This is a genomic window from Pseudomonas sp. LS2P72, from assembly GCF_054897865.1.
In genome coordinates this window covers 1,772,762-1,790,515 of sequence record NZ_CM142708.1, presented here as the reverse complement: position 1 = coordinate 1,790,515, position 17,754 = coordinate 1,772,762, and the positions used below count along the sequence as shown (strand labels likewise).

The following is a 17,754-nucleotide window of genomic DNA, read 5'->3' as shown; positions in this document are numbered from 1 at the left end:
GTCAGCCTTTGAACAATTGATTGGCCTGGGCGTACGGCATGGATCGCGACGTGAACCCGAACGTGCCCGACGTCTTGATCTCTTCGGCAGCGCGGAAGAACTCGCCATACGCTGCCAGGGCCAGCGCCGAACCGACACTGATGCGTTTGACGCCCATTTCGCTCAACTGCTCGACCGTCAATTTCAATCCGCCAGACATCAGCACATTGACCGGTTTCGGCGCCACGGCGCGGACCACTGCCAACACGTCTTCAGCGCTGCGCAGACCCGGCGCGTACAACACGTCGGCACCCGCCTCGGCAAACGCCTGCAAGCGGCGAATGGTGTCGGCGAGATCAGGGTTGCCGTGCAGAAAGTTCTCCGCTCGCGCGGTCAACATAAAGGGAAATGGCAAGCTGCGAGCGGCTGCCACGGCAGCCTCGATGCGCGCCACAGCATGTTCGAAGCAGTAGATCGGCGCTTCTTCACGGCCCGTGGCATCTTCGATCGAGCCGCCGACAGCGCCGGCCTCTGCCGCACGCAAAATACTCTGTGCGCATTCGGCTGGATCGTCAGCGAAGCCGTTTTCCAGATCGACGGCTACGGGCAGATCCGTTGCCGCAACAATCGCCCGGACGTTTGCCAGAGTGTCGTCCAGCGTCAGCGCGCCATCGGGGCGAGCGTTGGAAAAAGCGTAACCGGCACTGGTGGTCGCCAGCGCTTCGAAACCAAGGCTGGCGAGCATTTTCGCCGAGCCGGCGTCCCACGGGTTGGGAATGACAAAAGCCCCCGCGCGTTCGTGCAGTGCTTTGAACGCTTGGGCTCGAAGGGTTTGCGCATCCATTGGCAGGCTCCTGAAAAAGGCAGGGAATCCGCTTCAGAGCAGACCAAGTTGCTCGGCAGCGGGCTCTCTGTATAGCTCAGGCAGCGGCGGCAGGCCAGGCAAACGCAGCATCAGTTTTGCGTGAAAACGTTGCGCCAGTTTGGCGGCCAGCAAATTGTCGGCGGTGTGCAGGAAGATATAGGGCGTGCGGCCCTCTTCGATCCACACGGCGATTTTCTCGACCCACGGCACCAGAAACGGGTCGTTGGCCTCAAGTTGCGGATGGCCGATGAAGCGTACCTGCGGACATTGCGTGAAGGCGGCCGGACGCGGCGGCACCCTGGGCTTTTTCGATTGGGCGTGAAGTACCGAGGGATCGGTCGATGTGCAATTGAACAACGCGCGGGGATCGAGGCAGATACGCTCGACACCGCGATCCAGTAGCAGGCGATTAAGCATTTTCTCGGCATCGCCCTTGGCGAAGAATTCGTCATGCCGCACTTCAATCGCCAGAGGCCGGTCCACAGCATCAATAAAACCGGCAAGCTCAGACAGTCGCTGCGGCGTAAAGCTTTTGGACAGTTGCAGCCACAGCGGTGAAACCCGTTCACCCAGGGGGCTGAGCAATTGCAGGAAGGTTTCGGCAGCGGTCAATTGTTCGCGCAGGTCGCCGCTGTGGCTGATGTCACCGGGGAACTTGGCTGTGAAGCGAAAGTGTTCGGGCATGGTCTCGGCCCAACGCTGCACGGTGGTCGCAGCCGGGCTCGCGTAGAAGGTCGTATTGCCTTCCACGGCGTTGAATACTTGGGAATAGAGATTCAGAAATTCGGCGGGTTTGGCGTCAGGCGGATAAAGATAATCGCGCCAGGCGTTTTCACTCCAGGATGGACAGCCCAGGTAGTAAGGCAGCATCAGATGTACAGGTCGAGGCCCAGCACATCCGAATCCCAATCGACAAAACCGGCGGTGCTCAGGTAGCTGGCCAGGGCCTTCGCGACACTGTTGCTCATGGCACGGTGATAAAGCATGTCTTGTTGACGGGCGGGGAGATTGCTCAAGCGTTGCGCAGAGGCTTTGGCAGCGCGGGCGGCCATTTGCTCTTCGGACGGAATTTCCAGCTCGCCGTCGATATCGACGTAGTCGTCATCCGCCACAGGCCCTTTGCGAGGCTTGCGTTTGATGGGGTAGGACTGAGAGGGAACGCCGTCTATACGCATGAGTACATGTCCGGTATCAATGATGGCAGTTTAGTGGCGCATAGCCCACTTCGCAAACCGCCGAGTGATAACTAGAACACAGAAAATGGAAAAGGTTTAAAAGCTGGGGGATATAAAACGACGATTGGCTACATTCGTTAGATCGCCTTCGCGAGCAGGCTCGCTCCCACAGGTTTTGCGCTAACCCGTGTGGGAGCGAGCCTGCTCGCGAAAGAACCCACTCGGCCTTGGAATCAACGTGCTTTCGGCGTCGCCACTTTATCGCGCAGGTAAACCGGCTGAGCCTTATCAGCCACGATCGCCTCGCCACGCGCCCAGGCAAAACGCGCCAGGGTCAGCAGGTCTTCCGCATGAGGCAGCATGCCCGCGTCCTGCCCGGTCAGGCTGACGGCGATTCGCTCGGCATAACCCCAGCCAGTGCCGGCGCCAAACCACTCACCGCTGGCGTCAGCCGGCAACGCCGCCACTTCTGGCGCAAGCACGGCTTCATTGCCGACCAGCCGCATCTCCCCCGCCGTTTCGCGGTAGCAACCCCAATACACTTCGTCCATGCGCGCATCAATGGCGGCCGCGACCTGGCTCACGCCATGTTCGCGATAGGCCCGCTGCGCCAGCACGGCGAGATTCGACACCGGCAACACCGGGCGATCCAGCGCAAACGCCAGCCCCTGCACCACGCCGATGGCGATCCGCACGCCGGTGAAGGCACCCGGGCCACGGCCGAACGCGATTGCATCGACCGCTTGCAGGGTTGTCCCGGCATCGGCCAGCAACTGCTGAATCATCGGCAGCAGCTTTTGCGCATGCAGGCGCGGGATCACCTCGTAATGGCTCGTGACTTTACCGTCATGCAGCAAGGCAACGGAGCAAGCTTCAGTCGCGGTGTCCAGGGCCAGCAAGGTGCTCATCGATGTTTCCGTAAGAGAGGTCAGAAAAAGTGCGCCAGTATAAACAACTACGGCCCGCAAGCGGGCCGTAGAAGATGAAGCGTTTTTTAGCTCAGTGCTTCAAGCACTTTGCCGGTGATAACTTCAACCGAGCCAACACCTTCGACGTGGCTGTACTTCGGTTTGCCTTGAGCGGCGGACAGCTCCTGGTAAAACTTCACCAGAGGCTCGGTCTGGGCGTGGTAGACCGACAGGCGATGACGCACGGTTTCTTCAGTGTCGTCTTTGCGCTGCACCAGCTCGTCGCCGGTGATGTCGTCTTTACCGGCAATTTTTGGCGGGTTGTAGACGATGTGGTACACGCGGCCGCTGGCCTCGTGAACACGACGGCCAGCGATACGCTGAACGATGTCTTCGTCTTTAACGTCGATTTCCAACACGTGGTCCAGCTCGACGCCGGCTTTCACCAGGGCTTCAGCCTGAGGAATGGTGCGCGGGAAACCGTCGAACAGGAAACCGTTGGCGCAATCGGCCTGGCTGATGCGTTCCTTGACCAGATTGATGATCAGGTCATCGGAAACCAGACCCCCGCTGTCCATGACGCTCTTGGCGATCAGGCCCAGCTCGGTGCCAGCCTTGACCGCGGCACGCAGCATGTCGCCGGTGGAGATTTGCGGAATGCCGAATTTCTCGGTGATGAACTTAGCCTGAGTACCTTTACCGGCCCCGGGAGCTCCCAGCAGAATGACGCGCATCGATGTGCTCCTCAATTTTTTATATAGATAACGTCAGATTCGCCTCGTGGGGCCAATCTCAAAATAAGGGTCGTGACCGCCCAAACGGCCAAAGGCTGATCAAGATACACAGCAGCTCCCACGCACACAAGCCGCCGAAAGTCGGAGAAACCCACGCCTGATGTGGCCTTTCGTCGGGGTAACCCTAGTCGCAACCCCATCACTAACTGTCGCCTGGCAGCACTTTTCAAGCCCTCGTCCACAGGCACCCGACGCTCGCGCCGAGTGCCTTGCCCCACGACGAAAACCTTAGCCGGTATTACGCAAACCGGCGGCAATCCCCGCCACAGACACCAGCAGCGCCTGTTCTACCGGGCTGCCCTGTGCCACTTCCTGTTGTCGCGAACGCGCCAACAACTCAGCCTGCAATAGATGAAGAGGGTCGAGGTATGTGTTGCGCAAGCGGATGAATTCAAGCGTGGCTGGGCTATGTGCCAGTAGCTGCGACTGACCGGTCAACCCCAGGACCACCGAGCAGGCCTGCGACAATAGGTCGCGTAAATGCGCCCCCAAAGGGAGCAGATCCGGCTCGACCAGACGCTCATCGTAAGACTGGGCGATATCGGCATCGGCCTTGGCCAACACCATTTCCAGCATATCGATGCGCGTGCGGAAGAACGGCCACTGCTCGCGCATCTGCCCCAGCAGTTCACCTTCGCCACGCTCCAGCGCCTTGCTCAACGCCGCTTCCCAGCCGAGCCACGCCGGCAACATCAGACGTGTCTGGGTCCAGCCGAAGATCCACGGGATCGCTCGCAGGCTTTCAATCCCGCCCGCGCGGCGCTTGGCCGGACGACTGCCCAGCGGCAAGCGTCCCAGTTCCTGTTCCGGCGTGGACTGGCGGAAATACTCTACGAACTGCGGATTTTCCCGCACTACGGCGCGGTAAGCGCTGACACCGTCAGCCGCCAATTCGTCCATCAGATTGCGCCAGGCTGGCTCCGGTGGTGGCGGCGGCAGCAAGGTCGCTTCCAGCACCGCCGCCAGGTACAGATTGAGGTTTTGTTCGGCGATGTCCGGCAGGCCAAATTTGAAACGAATCATTTCCCCCTGTTCGGTGGTACGGAAACGCCCCGCCACCGAACCCGGCGGCTGCGACAGAATCGCTGCGTGTGCCGGGCCACCGCCGCGCCCCACGGTGCCTCCGCGACCGTGGAACAACAGCAGTTCCACGTCGCGTGAGCGGCAGATGTCGACCAAGCGCTCCTGCGCCCGATACTGCGCCCAGGCCGCGGCCGTCGTGCCGGCGTCCTTGGCCGAGTCGGAATAACCGATCATCACTTCCTGCGGCCCTTGCAGGCGCGAGCGATAACCGGGTAGCAGCAACAGCTTTTCAATTACCGGGCCGGCGTTGTCGAGGTCGGCAAGGGTTTCGAACAGCGGCACCACGCGCATCGGCCGCAACACCCCAGACTCTTTGAGAAGCAGTTGCACAGCCAACACGTCGGAAGCGGCGCCGGCCATGGAGATCACATAAGAACCGAGCGATGCGCCCGGTGCGGCAGCGATTTCCCGGCAGGTCGCCAACACTTCTGCGGTGTCCGCCGATGGCTTGAAGTACGCCGGCAACAACGGCCGACGGTTGTTCAGTTCGCGCATCAGGAAGGCGATTCGCTCTTCCTCGCTCCAGTCCTCGTACCGCCCCAGGCCCAGGTAATCGGTGATCTCGGTCATGGCCGCGGTATGTCGCGTCGAGTCCTGACGCACATCGAGCCGCACCAGGAACAACCCGAACGTCACCGCCCGGCGCAGGCAATCGAGCAGCGGACCATCAGCGATCACGCCCATGCCGCACTCATGCAGCGAGTGGTAGCACAGCTCCAGCGGATCGAGCAGCTCGCGGTTTTTTTGCAACACATCGGCAGGTGCCGGCGTGGTCTTCGTCAAGGAGGCGTGAGCCCAGTTACGCGTCGCGCGCAGGCGTTCACGCAGCTGTTTAAGCACCGCACGGTAAGGTTCGGCGCTGTCCCCGGCCTTGGCCCTCAAGTCGTCGCTGGCTTGCTGCATCGACAACTCGGCCGCCAGGCGATCGACATCGCGCAGGTACAAGTCCGCGGCCATCCACCGCGCCAGCAGCAAGACTTCACGGGTCACGGCGGCGGTCACGTTGGGGTTGCCATCGCGGTCACCGCCCATCCACGAGGCAAAGCGAATCGGCGCTGCCTCCAGTGGGAGGTGCAGGCCAGTGGCGTCATGCAGGGCTTTATCGGCCTTGCGCAAATAATTGGGGATCGCCTGCCACAGCGAATGCTCGATCACCGCAAAGCCCCATTTGGCTTCATCCACGGGGGTTGGGCGGGTGCGGCGGATTTCTTCGGTGTGCCAGGCTTCGGCGATCAGGCGCTGCAACTTCGTGTGGATCTGCTCGCGTTCGGCAGTGGTCAGGTCACGATGATCCTGGGCGGCCAGTTGCGCGGCAATCGCGTCGTATTTCTGGATCAGTGTGCGGCGCGCCACTTCGGTCGGGTGCGCGGTGAGGACCAGTTCGATCTCCAGCCGTCCCAGTTGCCGGGCCAGGGATTCGGCGCCATGACCTTCAGCACTCAGGCGTGCGAGCAGTTCCGGCAGCACCCGCGCTTCGAACGGCGCAGGCTGTGACTCTTCGCGACGGTGGATCAGCTGATATTGCTCGGCGATATTGGCCAGGTTGAGAAACTGGTTGAACGCCCGCGCCACCGGCAGCAACTCTTCTTCGCTCAATTGGTTGAGGCTGGCGCTCAGTTCAGCGTCCATTGAACCGCGACGGTCGGCCTTGGCGCCTTTGCGGATCTGCTCGATCTTGTCGAGAAAACCGTCCCCGTACTGTTCACGAATGGTGTTGCCCAGCAGCTCACCCAACAGGTGAACGTCCTCGCGCAAGCGTGCATCAATATCGGTCATCAGCAGTTCTCCAGCGAAAATCCGGGTGACTTGGTGTCCATGCTCTTGAGTTAGAGAGTGCCGCTGTAAAGCGGTTCTTACAAGCGGACGACGACGGGAATGCTGTTCGCCCGAGAAGTTATTGGGATTGGGATTGGGGTGGTGGGTACATATCCGTTTCTGCGGTGATGGCTGATTACGGTTTCGCTTTTACAGCGACTCACTTTTCCAAACGCCGAAAAGTAAGCAAAAGGCTTTGCCCCTCCATTCGGTGCCTCGCCCAGGCTCGGCATGCCCTCACTCCGGCATTGCTCCGGGGGCCCGCCGCCATCGGCCATCCATGGCCGGGGGCGGCTACCGCGGCATCCTTGCCGCGGTGCCCCCTGCGCAACGCCTGCGTTCGGCCTCTGGGAAAGGGGCAACAGATCAAAAGCAAAAGCAACGGCAACGGCAACGGCAACGGCAAGATCAACAGCTTCGCGAGCAGGCTCGCTCCCACAATGGATCGGCGTACAACTTCGCTCCTCACCACTCAACAGGCCGAGCGTTAGCTCGCCTGCAGCTTTTGATCTTGATGCACCGCCCCCTCGAGAGGCCGAGTGGAGGTTCTGCGCAGTGGGCAACCCGGCATGGATGCCGGGTTAGCCGCCCCCGGCCATGGATGGCCGATGGCGGCGGGCCCACGGAGCAGGACCGGAGCGAGGGCATGCCGAGCCTAAGCGAGGCACCGAACGAAAGGGGCAAGAGCCCTTGGTTACTTGGGGCTTTTCCAAGTGACTCGCTGTAAAAGCGAAACCGATAGCCGCCGCTACCGCAAAAACGGATATACACCCAATCCCCCAATGAACCCCCGTTCCATAAGACGACGAAGGGACTTTAAACCTTGAGCGTTAAAGCTAGTCTGAAGAGTAAGCCGTACAACGGCCCCCGCCGGCGTTTGCCGGACACTGACACTGCCTGCCACGAGCAGGTGCGCATTGAGGTCACTATGAAAATCCGCGAACTTGCCCATCACTGGGAAGAAAACGCCAAGGGTCGCCTGACCGACACCGGATACTCGATTCATCTGGATGTGGAGGCCGCCGCACGGCTGGCGGCCATTATCGATATGTACCCCAAACGGCAGCCCGAAGAACTGCTCGGCGAGCTGATCGGCGCCGCCCTGGAAGAGCTCGAAAAGAGCTTTCCGTATGTGAAGGGCTCGACCGTCGTGGCCACCGACGAAGAAGGTGATCCGCTGTACGAAGACGTCGGTCCGACTCCGCGTTTTCTCGCATTGTCCCGTCGTCATTTGCACGATTTGTCGACCGTCGACGACAAACAGAAACACTGATTACCGCACTTCTTTCCCCCTCCAAAAATGCGTATTCCTGGCCCCTACAGGGCCTGGAATACTCCTGCATGTGATGGTAATCCCCGATTTAGAGCCTTGTCCGCTCGGTCAAAGTTTTTTCGGGCGATTGGCCATATTCTCTGAACTTTCGAAAAACGCCTTGGGTCACAGCCATTAACCACGCCTGGGACGGCCGTTTCAAAACACCCCGGAAATTGAAGGTTGCGGCTCCTTGCCCAGGATGGATTTTTAAGTTTTTCAGGAGTTATTCCAATGGAGTTGAAGACCATGAAGACCCGAACTGCCAAATCCTCGCTCACCCACCTGCGTGGCCTGAAACTGGCTGCCCTGGCAATCGGCAGCAGCTTCGTTCTGGCCGGTTGTGCCGGCAACCCGCCAAGCGAGCAATTCGCCGTGACGGAATCGGCGGTCAACAGCGCCGTCAGTGCCGGCGGTACCGAGTTTGCTGCGGTGGAAATGAAATCCGCGCAGGACAAGCTCAAACAAGCCGAAATCGCCATGCACGACAAAAAGTATGACGAAGCCAAAATCCTCGCCGAACAGGCCGAGTGGGACGCTCGCGTGGCTGAACGCAAAGCCCAGGCGATCAAAGCTGAACAGGCTGTGAAGGACTCTCAGAAAGGGGTTCAGGAACTGCGTCAGGAAAGCCAGCGCACCGTGCAATAAGCGGCGCGACACGACGCACTTCTTACTCGACTAAAAGGACGAAACCATGATGCGTAAACAATTGATGATCCCTGCCCTGCTGGCCGCAAGCGTTGCACTGGCCGCCTGCTCCACGCCGCCGAACGCGAACCTGGAACAGGCCCGCAGCAACTACACCGGCCTGCAAACCAACCCGCAAGCCAGCAAAGTCGCGGCACTGGAAACCAAAGAAGCCAGCGATTACCTGGACAAGGCCGACAAGGCTTATCAGGACAAAGAAGACCAGGCCAAGGTCGATCAACTGGCTTACCTGACCAATCAACGTGTTGAAGTGGCGAAGCAGACCATCGCCCTGCGCAACGCCGAAGCCAATCTGAAAAATGCTTCTGCGCAGCGCGCCCAGGCTCGTCTGGATGCCCGCGACGCGCAGATCAAGCAATTGCAAGACAGCCTGAACGCCAAGCAGACCGATCGCGGAACCCTAGTGACATTCGGTGATGTGCTGTTTGCCACCGACAGGGCTGATCTGAAATCCAGCGGTCTGGTGAATATCAACAAACTGGCGCAGTTCCTCTCGGAAAACCCTGATCGCAAAGTGATCGTCGAGGGCTACACCGACAGCACGGGCACCGCGAACCACAACCAGTCGCTGTCCGAGCGTCGTGCCGGCTCCGTACGCACCGCGCTAGTGAAAATGGGCGTTGATCCCGCGCGGATCGTGGCGCAGGGTTACGGCAAGGAATATCCGGTGGCCGAGAACAGCAGCGTCTCCGGTCGTGCGATGAACCGTCGGGTGGAAGTGACCATTTCCAACGACAACCAGCCGGTGATCCCGCGTTCGGCGGTCAGTTCGAACTAAGCTTCGTCTGCTGAAAAACAAAAGCCCCGCCTGATCAGATCAGGCGGGGCTTTTGTTTTTGAGATTTCGGGGCGCGCTACGGCTGCAGTTTCTGCGGGGTTTCCTCGCCCACGCAGCGCACGGCTTTTTTCTTGTTGTTGACCAGTACGCCGCTCAGGCCTTTCTGTTCAGTGTCGAACATTACCAGCACGCCATCGATGCACTGCGCGACTTGCGCGGCCGGTTCCAGGGAGACTTTGTAATTTTCGCCCGGCACAGTCTTGAGCATCGTGAAGTCGCTGAGCATCAGCGCATCTTCGGGTTTGGCGAAGTGCAGGTAGCCGTAGAACCACAAGGCTCCGACGGTGCCGAGGATGGTGCAGATACCGGTGATGATCAGCGGGATGGCGTTACGTTCTTCACTCATTGCGGACTCTCTGGTGGTTCATCTTCAGAATTTTTCGGCGCCGGGTAATTCGGGACTTCGCCCAGGCGGCGCAGGCCGTTGAAATGCTGCGGGTCGTCGAGAAAACGCAGCATGACTTTGCGCCAGACCGGGTCGGCGAACGTCTGCACATGACCGCCACGGGTCAGTTGCAGTACCCGCGGCGGCGACGCAGCTTGATACAGACGGATGCCGTTGGAAAGGGGCACGATCGGATCGTCGATGCTGTGGTAGATCAGTTTCGGCACGCCATTGAGCTGCGCCATGGAATGGATCGCGCTGTCGCCGTCCGGCACCAGCCAGGACAGCGGCACCTGAACCAGCCAGGTCAGCCAGGAATGGCTCAGGGCAAATTGACCGATACTGCGGTAACTGGCGGGCACGCCATCGAGGACGAAGGCCTTGAGTTGTTTCTGGCGTTCAGGGTGTTGAACCAGATAGTGCACGGCCATCGAACCGCCGAGGCTTTGCCCCAGGAGGATCAGCGGCTTGCCCTGGACCTCCGGCGCCTGATCGAGCCATTTGAACGCGGCGTCGATGTCCTGATAGATCTCTGGCAGCGTCGGTTCACCCTCGGACAGACCGTAGCCGCGATAGTCCAGCAGCAGCACTTGATACCCTTCTTTTGGCAACCACCAACTCCCCCCGAGATGCATGGGCAGATTGCCGCCGTTGCCGTGCAAATGCAGCACCGTGCCTTTGACCTCGACACCTTGTTTGGCCGGCAACCACCAGCCGTGCAGCTTGAGGCCGTCGGCGGTGGTCAGGGTGACGTCGCGATATTCGAGTTCGGCTTTTGCCGGGGTAAACAGCTGGCCGGGCTCGGGGTAGAACAACAGCGAGCTGCAACCGCTCAAGGTCAGGAGAAGGCAGAAGAAGCCGAGGATTCTCATCCGATGAAACCTCGCAAAATCGTGATTGGAATACATTCCCAATGTAGGAGTGAGCCTGCTCGCGATGGCGGTGTATCAGCTAACACATCTATTGAATGTTAGTCCGCTATCGCGAGCAGGCTCGCTCCCACAAGGAGTCTCACTGGACCTAAAGGATATTGGAGTAATCCGCTTCGATCCGGTCCAGGCTCAGGTGATTGAGGAAGTTGGAGAAGCACATCCATGCCGACAGCGCGTTCAGGTCACGGAACTGATCCGGCAAATACTTCGGTGGCACCACCAGTCCTTCATCCACCAACTGGCGCAAGGTGCGCATGTCTTCCAGCGTGGTCTTGCCGCAAAAAAGCAGCGGTATCTGCTCAAGCTTGCCTTTCCGCACGGCCAACTGAATGTAGTTATAAACCATGATAAAGCCCTTGAGGTAGGACAAGTCTTTGGTAAATGGCAGACCTGTCGGCACCGAGCCACGGAAAACCCGACTGGCGTTGCCGTAGCTTTCCGCCATTTCAAAACCTTGCTCGCGGAAGAACTCGAAGATCTGCAGGAAGTCCGCGCCCTCTTCCACCATGTGAATGGCGCGGGTGCGGTTGGTCAGTTTGCGCAGGCGACTCGGGTAGGAGGCAAAGGTGATGATTTCCATCAGGATCGCCAGGCCTTCCTGGGTCACCGTCGACGACGGCGGACCTTTGGAGAGGAAGGTGCAGATCGGCTGGTTCAGACCATTGAGCGTGGTCCCCACATGCACCAGCCCTTCGTGGACTTCCAGGGCGCGCACGTCACGGTCGTTGAACATCGCGTCGGTGCGGATCTTGATGTAGTCGGCGCCAGCCGCCGCATCGGCAACGATCCCGTCGGACTCGAACACCCGAATGGTTTCCTCGGCCTCGCCGAATACCTTGTTCAAGCGGGTTTGCAGCAGGTGGACGGCTTCCTTGGCGGTGAGGATTTTCGGTTCGTCCTTCAGGTCGCCACGGCCATCGATATTGTTCAGGTAATCCGAGAGCATCAGGCCCAGGTCGGAAAGTGTCGGATCGCCGGCGTGGAACGCGTCGGAAGCGGCACCGTAAAGCTCCTGTGAAATCAGCCCGAAATCCTCGGTGCCGCGCGCTTCGAGCATGCGCACCACCATCCGGTATTCCTTGCACATGCGGCGCATGATCTGGCCGACCGGGTTGAACTGACCAAGCTGACGGGTGATGTCGCGTTCGATGTTCTGGAATTCCAGTTTCACCTTGCTGGAGTCGAACGCCAGCGGCCGATTCAGGTAGTAATCGCGGTCCACCGCCGGCATTTCCTTGCCCTTGGCCTTGAGGAAACCCTTGCGGATGCTGTCGTCCCACTTGACTGCATCGAGGACGCGAATCGGCGTCTGCGCCAGCACAATGCGATCGGACAAAATGCGTATCGACTGCTGGTAATCGTCCACCCGAAACTCCTGTAGAAAAACCGTTTACGTGCTGGGTTTATTTGGCTTTGGCCAGGCGCTGATAGCGCACCGCCTCGACGAACACATCGGAATTGGCCGGGTCGTCAAGGTAGGCGAAGACCTGGTCCAGATTGTTGTTAATCAACACGCCTTCGCCGTCGTCGGTCTGGAAGCCTTCACCGCTGAGGACTTTTTGCCTCAAGGCCTGGTTGATTTGCTCGAGGTCGAGGTTATAGACCACCAGTTCATGCTTATCGGTGAGTTCAAAACCGAAGAGAGTGAAATGCCCACCGAATTGCGCCGGCACCTTCGCCGACAGGTACCAGCGACTGCCATGGCGGGTCACCGTGAAGGGATAGGCTTCGCGCTCCTTGGGTTTAGCCTTGAAGTAGCTGACGGCCTGATAGTGATTGTCGCCGAGGCGCGTCAGCTCCAGATTCAACGGCTCGCCCCAGGCGTTGGTACTGGTCCATTTGCCGAGCAACCCTTTAGGCGCGGGCTCGCTCGAGGGCAGCGGCTCCTTGAAGGTCACCAGACAGCCACTGAGCAACAGGAACGACAAGGCGATCACAACGACACGCCAGGCTTTCATTCAACACTCCCTATGAACACACGCAATCCTCAAGTGAACACCGATTCCCCTTGTGGGAGCGAGCCTGCTCGCGATAGCGGAGTGTCAGCCAACATCAATGTTGAATGTCAAACCGCTATCGCGAGCAGGCTCACTCCCACAGGAGGTGTGGCGCCCACTGGGGTTACACCGACGCCAATACCAAATGCATGTAGCGGGTCAGGATGCCGAGCATTTCGGCTTCGGCGACAGGCTCGGCGTCGTTGAGCAGGCCTTGATATTCCATCCGTCCGATAATCGCCGTCAACACTTTGGCATCCTGTTGTGGCTCGCGGGAACCCAAGACCTCGAAAAAATGGCAGGTGCCTTGCAGAAGAATTTGCTGATGCGAGCGCACCAACTCCGCCAGACGCGGGTTCAACAGGGCCTCCTGACGGAACGCCTGCTCGGCCATCAAGTGTTCGCGACGGTTGTGCAATTGGCGCTGCACATAATCGGCGGTCAGGCGTGCGATATCGTCAGCCAGCTGTGAACGGGACTCAGGGCTGCCATCGCCATAAGCAACCATCTCGCGCAGCAGGCCTTCGTTGCTGGTCCACAACTTGGCCATGAACGCCGCGCTGCGTTCCACGTATTGGGCAAAGGTATCGGTGAGCAGGTCATCGATATCCTTGAAATAGTAAGTGGTGGCCGACAGCGGCACACCGGCCTCGGCGGCCACCGCGCGGTGACGCACGGCCCGCACGCCATCGCGCACGACAATGCGCATCGCCGCATCGAGAATGTCCTGTCGACGCTGTTCACTGCCCTGTCGGCTGGCCTTGCGGCCCTGGTACTGCACACTTTCAGCGACCGCAGTGGCGACGTCCGCTGCACCCTCTTGAGCAATTGCACGGTTCACGACAGGTATTCCTCTCTACTTCAAAAGTAACCAATTGATACGTTTGTACCAGACAGGCAATAAAAAGCCGCCTGTTTTAGGCGGCTTTTTTATTGAAACACTTACGCTTGCGGCCGCATGTGCGGGAACAGGATCACATCGCGGATCGACGGGGAGTTGGTCAGCAGCATCACCAGACGGTCGATGCCGATACCTTCACCGGCCGTTGGCGGCATGCCGTACTCAAGCGCACGAACGAAGTCGGCGTCGTAGTGCATGGCTTCGTCGTCGCCGGCGTCCTTGTCGGCTACCTGCGCCATGAAGCGCTCGGCCTGGTCTTCCGCGTCGTTCAACTCGGAATAGGCGTTGGCGATTTCGCGGCCACCGATGAACAGTTCGAAACGATCAGTGACGTTCGGGTTGTCGTCGTTACGACGGGCCAGCGGCGACACTTCGAACGGATACTGAGTGATGAAGTGCGGCTGCTCCAGCTTATGCTCGACCAGCTCTTCGAAAATCATCACCTGCAATTTGCCCAGACCTTCGAAGCCCAGCACCTTGGCGCCGGCCTTCTTGGCGATGGCGCGGGCCTTGTCGATGTCGGTCAGGTCGTCAGCGGTCAGCTCAGGGTTGTACTTGAGGATCGAGTCGAACACCGACAGACGCACGAACGGTTCGCCGAAGTGGAACACCTTGTCGCCGTAAGGCACGTCGGTGCTGCCCAGAACCAGCTGCGCCAGCTCGCGGAACAGTTCTTCGGTCAGGTCCATGTTGTCTTCGTAGTCGGCGTAAGCCTGGTAGAACTCCAACATGGTGAATTCAGGGTTGTGACGAGTCGAAACGCCTTCGTTACGGAAGTTGCGGTTGATCTCGAAGACTTTTTCAAAACCACCGACCACCAGACGCTTGAGGTACAGCTCAGGCGCGATACGCAGGAACATTTCCATGTCCAGCGCGTTGTGGTGAGTCTCGAACGGCTTGGCTGCCGCACCGCCCGGAATGGTTTGCAGCATCGGCGTTTCCACTTCCAGGAAGTCACGCTGCATCAGGAAACTGCGGATGTGCGCAATCACTTGCGAACGTACGCGGAAGGTCTGGCGCACGTCTTCGTTGACGATCAGGTCAACGTAACGCTGGCGATAGCGCTGTTCGGTGTCGGTCAGGCCGTGGTGTTTGTCTGGCAGCGGACGCAAGGACTTGGTCAGCAGGCGCACTTCAGTCATTTCGACGTACAGGTCGCCCTTGCCGGAACGCGCCAGGGTGCCAACGGCTGCGATGATGTCGCCCATGTCCCAGGTTTTCACCGAGGCCAGGGTTTCTTCGGACAGGGTTTTACGGTTGACGTAGACCTGAATGCGACCGGTCATGTCCTGGATCACCATGAACGAGCCACGGTTGAGCATGATGCGACCGGCAACCTTGACCGGAATCGCAGCCTCTGCCAGCTCTTCCTTGGTCTTGTCCGCGTACTGTTTCTGCAAGTCTTCGCAGTAGTTGTCACGGCGGAAGTCGTTCGGGAAGGCATTGCCCTTGGCGCGCTCGGCAGCCAGCTTTTCCTTGCGCAGGGCGATCAGGGAGTTTTCTTCCTGTTGCAGGGCTTGCGGGTCGAGTTCTAGGTCGCTCATGTCTTTAAAAATTCCATCACAGGTTCGTTGCCCCCGCGGGTGGCAGGGGACTTAAGGTCTTGACTGGCGGTTTACAGGCCTTGTTTCAGGCTGGCCACCAGGTATTCGTCGATGTCGCCGTCGAGCACCTTGTCGCAGTCACTGCGTTCGACGTTAGTACGCAAATCCTTGATTCGCGACTGATCGAGCACGTAAGAGCGGATCTGGTGACCCCAGCCGATGTCCGACTTGGTGTCTTCCAGGGCCTGGGAGGCGGCGTTGCGTTTCTGCACTTCCTGCTCGTACAAGCGCGCCCGCAACATTTTCATCGCGGTGTCTTTGTTGGCGTGCTGGGAGCGTTCGTTCTGGCAACTGACCACGGTGTTGGACGGTACGTGCGTAATACGCACGGCCGAGTCGGTGGTGTTTACGTGCTGACCACCGGCACCGGAGGAGCGGTAGGTATCGATGCGCAGGTCCGACGGGTTGATGTCGATTTCGATGTTGTCATCGATTTCCGGCGACACGAACACGGCCGAGAACGAGGTGTGGCGACGGTTACCGGAGTCGTACGGGCTCTTGCGCACCAGACGGTGCACGCCGATTTCGGTACGCAACCAGCCAAAGGCGTATTCACCCTTGATATGGAGTGTGGCGCCTTTGATACCGGCGACTTCACCGGCCGACAGTTCCATGATGGTCGCGTCGAAACCGCGTTTGTCGGCCCAGCGCAGGTACATGCGCAGCAGGATGTTGGCCCAGTCCTGAGCCTCGGTGCCGCCGGAGCCGGACTGGATGTCCAGGTAGGCGTTGTTGGCGTCCATCTCACCGCTGAACATGCGACGGAATTCGAGTTTTTCCAGGGATTCGCGCAGACGCTCGACTTCGGCAGCGACGTCATCGACAGCGGCCTGGTCTTCTTCTTCGGCGGACATCAGCAGCAGGTCTTTGGCGTCGGCCAGGCCTGTGTGCATTTCGTCGAGGGTTTCGACGATCTGAGCCAGCAGGGACCGCTCGCGGCCCAGCTCCTGAGCGTACGTCGGGTTGTTCCAGACAGACGGATCTTCAAGCTCGCGATTGACTTCAGTCAGACGCTCATGCTTTTGATCGTAGTCAAAGATACCCCCGAATAGTTTCGGAGCGCTCGGACAGGTCCTTGATACTGTTAAGGATCGGGTTGATTTCCATGGCGGGCAGCACTCGTTGGCGAACTTTTGAAAGCCGGCGAGTATAACGTAATCAGGCTGTCACGGCAGCCCGCCTGGCGGCTTTAGCGGGTTCTTTATCGGGCTTGAGATCGCTCCCCCTCACCCTAACCCTCTCCCCGAGGGGCGAGGGGACTGACCTAAGTGTCTTTCGAAATACTGCGACCTGAAAATTCCGAGTCGAACTCAGGTTCTGAAAAGCCCCCGATCGGCTCCCTTTCCCCTCTCCCCTTTGGGGAGAGGGCTGGGGTGAGGGGTGGATTCAAGCCTCAGCACAAAATCCCAACCAATCCTCACTCAATCCCCACCTGATTACGCCCATTGTTCTTCGCCAGATACAGCCCCTTGTCCGCCGCCGAGATCAATTGACGGCAATCGCCACCCGGTTGCGGGGTCATGGTCGACAGACCGATGCTGATGGTCAGGCTCGAACCTTCGACCGGGGAAACGTGCGGGATCTTCAGCGCAGCCACGGTCTGGCGGAGCTTTTCCGCGACCAATCGCGCGCCACCCAGCGAAGTATTGGGCAGCACCAGGGCGAATTCTTCGCCGCCATAACGAGCCGGCAGGTCCGAAGGTCGCGCGCCGGCATCACGAATCGCCGTGGCCACTTTGCGCAGGGCTTCATCGCCTTCAAGGTGGCCGAAGCTGTCGTTGTAGGACTTGAAGTAGTCGACATCGATCATCAGCAGCGACAGTTGACTGTGGTCACGCTGCGAACGGCGCCACTCAAGCTCCAGGTATTCGTCGAAATGCCGGCGGTTCGACAGCCCGGTCAGGCCGTCGGAGTTCATCAAGCGTTGCAGCACCAGATTGGTGTCGAGCAACTGCTGCTGGCTGACCCGCAACGCGCGATACGCTGCGTCACGCTGCAGCAACGTCATGTAGGAGCGCGAGTGATAGCGGATGCGCGCCACCAGTTCGATGTTGTCCGGCAACTTCACCAGGTAATCATTGGCCCCGGCCGCAAACGCTGCGCTTTTGATCAGCGGGTCTTCCTTGGTCGACAGGACAATGATCGGGATGTCCTTGGTCGCCGGATGGTTGCGGTACTCGCGCACCAGGCTCAAGCCGTCAAGACCGGGCATCACCAGGTCCTGGAGGATCACCGTCGGTTTGATGCGGATCGCCTGGGCGATGGCCTGGTGCGGGTCGGCGCAGAAGTGGAAGTCGATATTGGCTTCGTTCGACAACCCGCGGCGCACCGCCTCGCCGATCATCGCCTGATCGTCCACCAACAACACCATGGCGGCGTTTACGTCGGTTTTGAAGTCGTCGAGCTGTAAATCATTCATGGGCAGTCACCTGAGTACTACTTGGGCCAGATTGCTGTT

17 protein-coding genes are annotated in these 17,754 nt (G+C 59.5%); 3 read left to right on the top strand and 14 right to left on the bottom strand.

All coding sequences use genetic code 11. The features are described from left to right. Position 1: 1 nt before the first annotated feature. The 6 genes from ACYZUA_RS08270 to ppc form a co-directional block, all read right to left on the bottom strand. Positions 2 to 823: an isocitrate lyase/PEP mutase family protein gene (locus tag ACYZUA_RS08270; protein ID WP_134101798.1), complete on the bottom strand. Its 822-nt coding sequence runs from the start codon at positions 821 to 823 to the stop codon at positions 2 to 4. Positions 824 to 856: 33 nt separating this feature from the next. Further along, positions 857 to 1,717, bottom strand: a complete 861-nt coding sequence (locus tag ACYZUA_RS08265) for a DUF72 domain-containing protein (protein ID WP_461963912.1) — start codon at positions 1,715 to 1,717, stop codon at positions 857 to 859. Beyond that, complete coding sequence (locus tag ACYZUA_RS08260; protein ID WP_095128122.1) at positions 1,714 to 2,019, bottom strand: hypothetical protein; 306 nt, start codon at positions 2,017 to 2,019, stop codon at positions 1,714 to 1,716. Before ACYZUA_RS08260 ends, ACYZUA_RS08265 begins: the two co-directional genes overlap by 4 nt. Positions 2,020 to 2,252: 233 nt before the next feature. Beyond that, positions 2,253 to 2,927, bottom strand: coding sequence for a tRNA (adenosine(37)-N6)-threonylcarbamoyltransferase complex dimerization subunit type 1 TsaB (gene tsaB / locus ACYZUA_RS08255; protein ID WP_461962705.1), 675 nt, complete (start codon positions 2,925 to 2,927; stop codon positions 2,253 to 2,255). Positions 2,928 to 3,013: 86 nt separating this feature from the next. Next, positions 3,014 to 3,661: an adenylate kinase gene (gene adk / locus ACYZUA_RS08250; RefSeq protein ID WP_008156862.1), complete on the bottom strand. Its 648-nt coding sequence runs from the start codon at positions 3,659 to 3,661 to the stop codon at positions 3,014 to 3,016. A gap of 288 nt (positions 3,662 to 3,949) precedes the next feature. Beyond that, on the bottom strand, positions 3,950 to 6,580 hold the full coding sequence (ppc, locus tag ACYZUA_RS08245) for a phosphoenolpyruvate carboxylase (protein WP_461962704.1): 2,631 nt from the start codon (positions 6,578 to 6,580) through the stop codon (positions 3,950 to 3,952). A 967-nt stretch (positions 6,581 to 7,547) separates the two neighbouring features. Here ppc and ACYZUA_RS08240 point away from each other — a divergent pair. The 3 genes from ACYZUA_RS08240 to ACYZUA_RS08230 all read left to right on the top strand — a co-directional run bounded on the left by ACYZUA_RS08240 (position 7,548) and on the right by ACYZUA_RS08230 (position 9,417). After that, positions 7,548 to 7,892 carry a pilin assembly protein gene (locus tag ACYZUA_RS08240; protein ID WP_461963910.1) on the top strand — a complete coding sequence of 115 codons (345 nt, stop codon included), beginning with the start codon at positions 7,548 to 7,550 and terminating at the stop codon, positions 7,890 to 7,892. Between the two features lie 273 nt (positions 7,893 to 8,165). Then, positions 8,166 to 8,579, top strand: a complete 414-nt coding sequence (locus ACYZUA_RS08235) for a DUF4398 domain-containing protein (protein WP_461962703.1) — start codon at positions 8,166 to 8,168, stop codon at positions 8,577 to 8,579. Positions 8,580 to 8,628: 49 nt separating this feature from the next. Continuing rightward, on the top strand, positions 8,629 to 9,417 hold the full coding sequence (locus ACYZUA_RS08230; RefSeq protein WP_461963908.1) for an OmpA family protein: 789 nt from the start codon (positions 8,629 to 8,631) through the stop codon (positions 9,415 to 9,417). A 76-nt stretch (positions 9,418 to 9,493) separates the two neighbouring features. On the opposite strand, the gene ACYZUA_RS08225 is transcribed toward ACYZUA_RS08230, so the two are convergent. The 8 genes from ACYZUA_RS08225 to ACYZUA_RS08190 all read right to left on the bottom strand — a co-directional run bounded on the left by ACYZUA_RS08225 (position 9,494) and on the right by ACYZUA_RS08190 (position 17,715). Further along, the gene (locus tag ACYZUA_RS08225) at positions 9,494 to 9,823 is read right to left on the bottom strand and encodes a hypothetical protein (protein ID WP_461962702.1); all 330 of its coding nucleotides are present in this window, start codon (positions 9,821 to 9,823) and stop codon (positions 9,494 to 9,496) included. Beyond that, entirely contained in the window at positions 9,820 to 10,734 is a 915-nt protein-coding gene (locus ACYZUA_RS08220) for an alpha/beta hydrolase (protein ID WP_461962701.1), read from the bottom strand. The genes ACYZUA_RS08225 and ACYZUA_RS08220 overlap by 4 nt, the downstream gene beginning before the upstream one ends. 148 nt (positions 10,735 to 10,882) lie before the next feature. Next, entirely contained in the window at positions 10,883 to 12,160 is a 1,278-nt protein-coding gene (locus ACYZUA_RS08215; protein ID WP_309674589.1) for a flavohemoglobin expression-modulating QEGLA motif protein, read from the bottom strand. A 37-nt stretch (positions 12,161 to 12,197) separates the two neighbouring features. After that, positions 12,198 to 12,752 carry a hypothetical protein gene (locus tag ACYZUA_RS08210; protein ID WP_461962700.1) on the bottom strand — a complete coding sequence of 185 codons (555 nt, stop codon included), beginning with the start codon at positions 12,750 to 12,752 and terminating at the stop codon, positions 12,198 to 12,200. Between the two features lie 163 nt (positions 12,753 to 12,915). Further along, entirely contained in the window at positions 12,916 to 13,632 is a 717-nt protein-coding gene (locus tag ACYZUA_RS08205; protein WP_076029896.1) for a TetR/AcrR family transcriptional regulator, read from the bottom strand. 101 nt (positions 13,633 to 13,733) lie between these two features. Beyond that, positions 13,734 to 15,236, bottom strand: coding sequence for a lysine--tRNA ligase (gene lysS / locus ACYZUA_RS08200; protein ID WP_282482734.1), 1,503 nt, complete (start codon positions 15,234 to 15,236; stop codon positions 13,734 to 13,736). Positions 15,237 to 15,307: 71 nt separating this feature from the next. Next, a protein-coding gene (gene prfB, locus ACYZUA_RS08195) for a peptide chain release factor 2 (RefSeq protein ID WP_461962699.1) occupies positions 15,308 to 16,403 on the bottom strand; the annotation gives its coding sequence in 2 pieces (ribosomal slippage) (positions 15,308 to 16,330 and positions 16,332 to 16,403; 1,095 coding nt in all). Between the two features lie 310 nt (positions 16,404 to 16,713). Next, entirely contained in the window at positions 16,714 to 17,715 is a 1,002-nt protein-coding gene (locus tag ACYZUA_RS08190) for a diguanylate cyclase domain-containing protein (protein ID WP_309675854.1), read from the bottom strand. Positions 17,716 to 17,754: the final 39 nt, after the last annotated feature.

Excerpts from the sequence above, each read along its gene's own strand:
- ACYZUA_RS08210 (WP_461962700.1), bottom strand. The coding sequence starts at position 12,752 with ATGAAAGCCTGGCGTGTCGTTGTGATCGCCTTGTCGTTCCTGTTGCTC.
- tsaB (WP_461962705.1), bottom strand. The coding sequence starts at position 2,927 with ATGAGCACCTTGCTGGCCCTGGACACCGCGACTGAAGCTTGCTCCGTT.
- ACYZUA_RS08230 (WP_461963908.1), top strand. The coding sequence starts at position 8,629 with ATGCGTAAACAATTGATGATCCCTGCCCTGCTGGCCGCAAGCGTTGCA.
- ACYZUA_RS08190 (WP_309675854.1), bottom strand. The coding sequence starts at position 17,715 with ATGAATGATTTACAGCTCGACGACTTCAAAACCGACGTAAACGCCGCC.
- adk (WP_008156862.1), bottom strand. The coding sequence starts at position 3,661 with ATGCGCGTCATTCTGCTGGGAGCTCCCGGGGCCGGTAAAGGTACTCAG.
- ACYZUA_RS08260 (WP_095128122.1), bottom strand. The coding sequence starts at position 2,019 with ATGCGTATAGACGGCGTTCCCTCTCAGTCCTACCCCATCAAACGCAAG.
- ACYZUA_RS08240 (WP_461963910.1), top strand. The coding sequence starts at position 7,548 with ATGAAAATCCGCGAACTTGCCCATCACTGGGAAGAAAACGCCAAGGGT.
- ACYZUA_RS08235 (WP_461962703.1), top strand. The coding sequence starts at position 8,166 with ATGGAGTTGAAGACCATGAAGACCCGAACTGCCAAATCCTCGCTCACC.
- lysS (WP_282482734.1), bottom strand. The coding sequence starts at position 15,236 with ATGAGCGACCTAGAACTCGACCCGCAAGCCCTGCAACAGGAAGAAAAC.
- ACYZUA_RS08270 (WP_134101798.1), bottom strand. The coding sequence starts at position 823 with ATGGATGCGCAAACCCTTCGAGCCCAAGCGTTCAAAGCACTGCACGAA.
- ppc (WP_461962704.1), bottom strand. The coding sequence starts at position 6,580 with ATGACCGATATTGATGCACGCTTGCGCGAGGACGTTCACCTGTTGGGT.
- ACYZUA_RS08220 (WP_461962701.1), bottom strand. The coding sequence starts at position 10,734 with ATGAGAATCCTCGGCTTCTTCTGCCTTCTCCTGACCTTGAGCGGTTGC.
- ACYZUA_RS08225 (WP_461962702.1), bottom strand. The coding sequence starts at position 9,823 with ATGAGTGAAGAACGTAACGCCATCCCGCTGATCATCACCGGTATCTGC.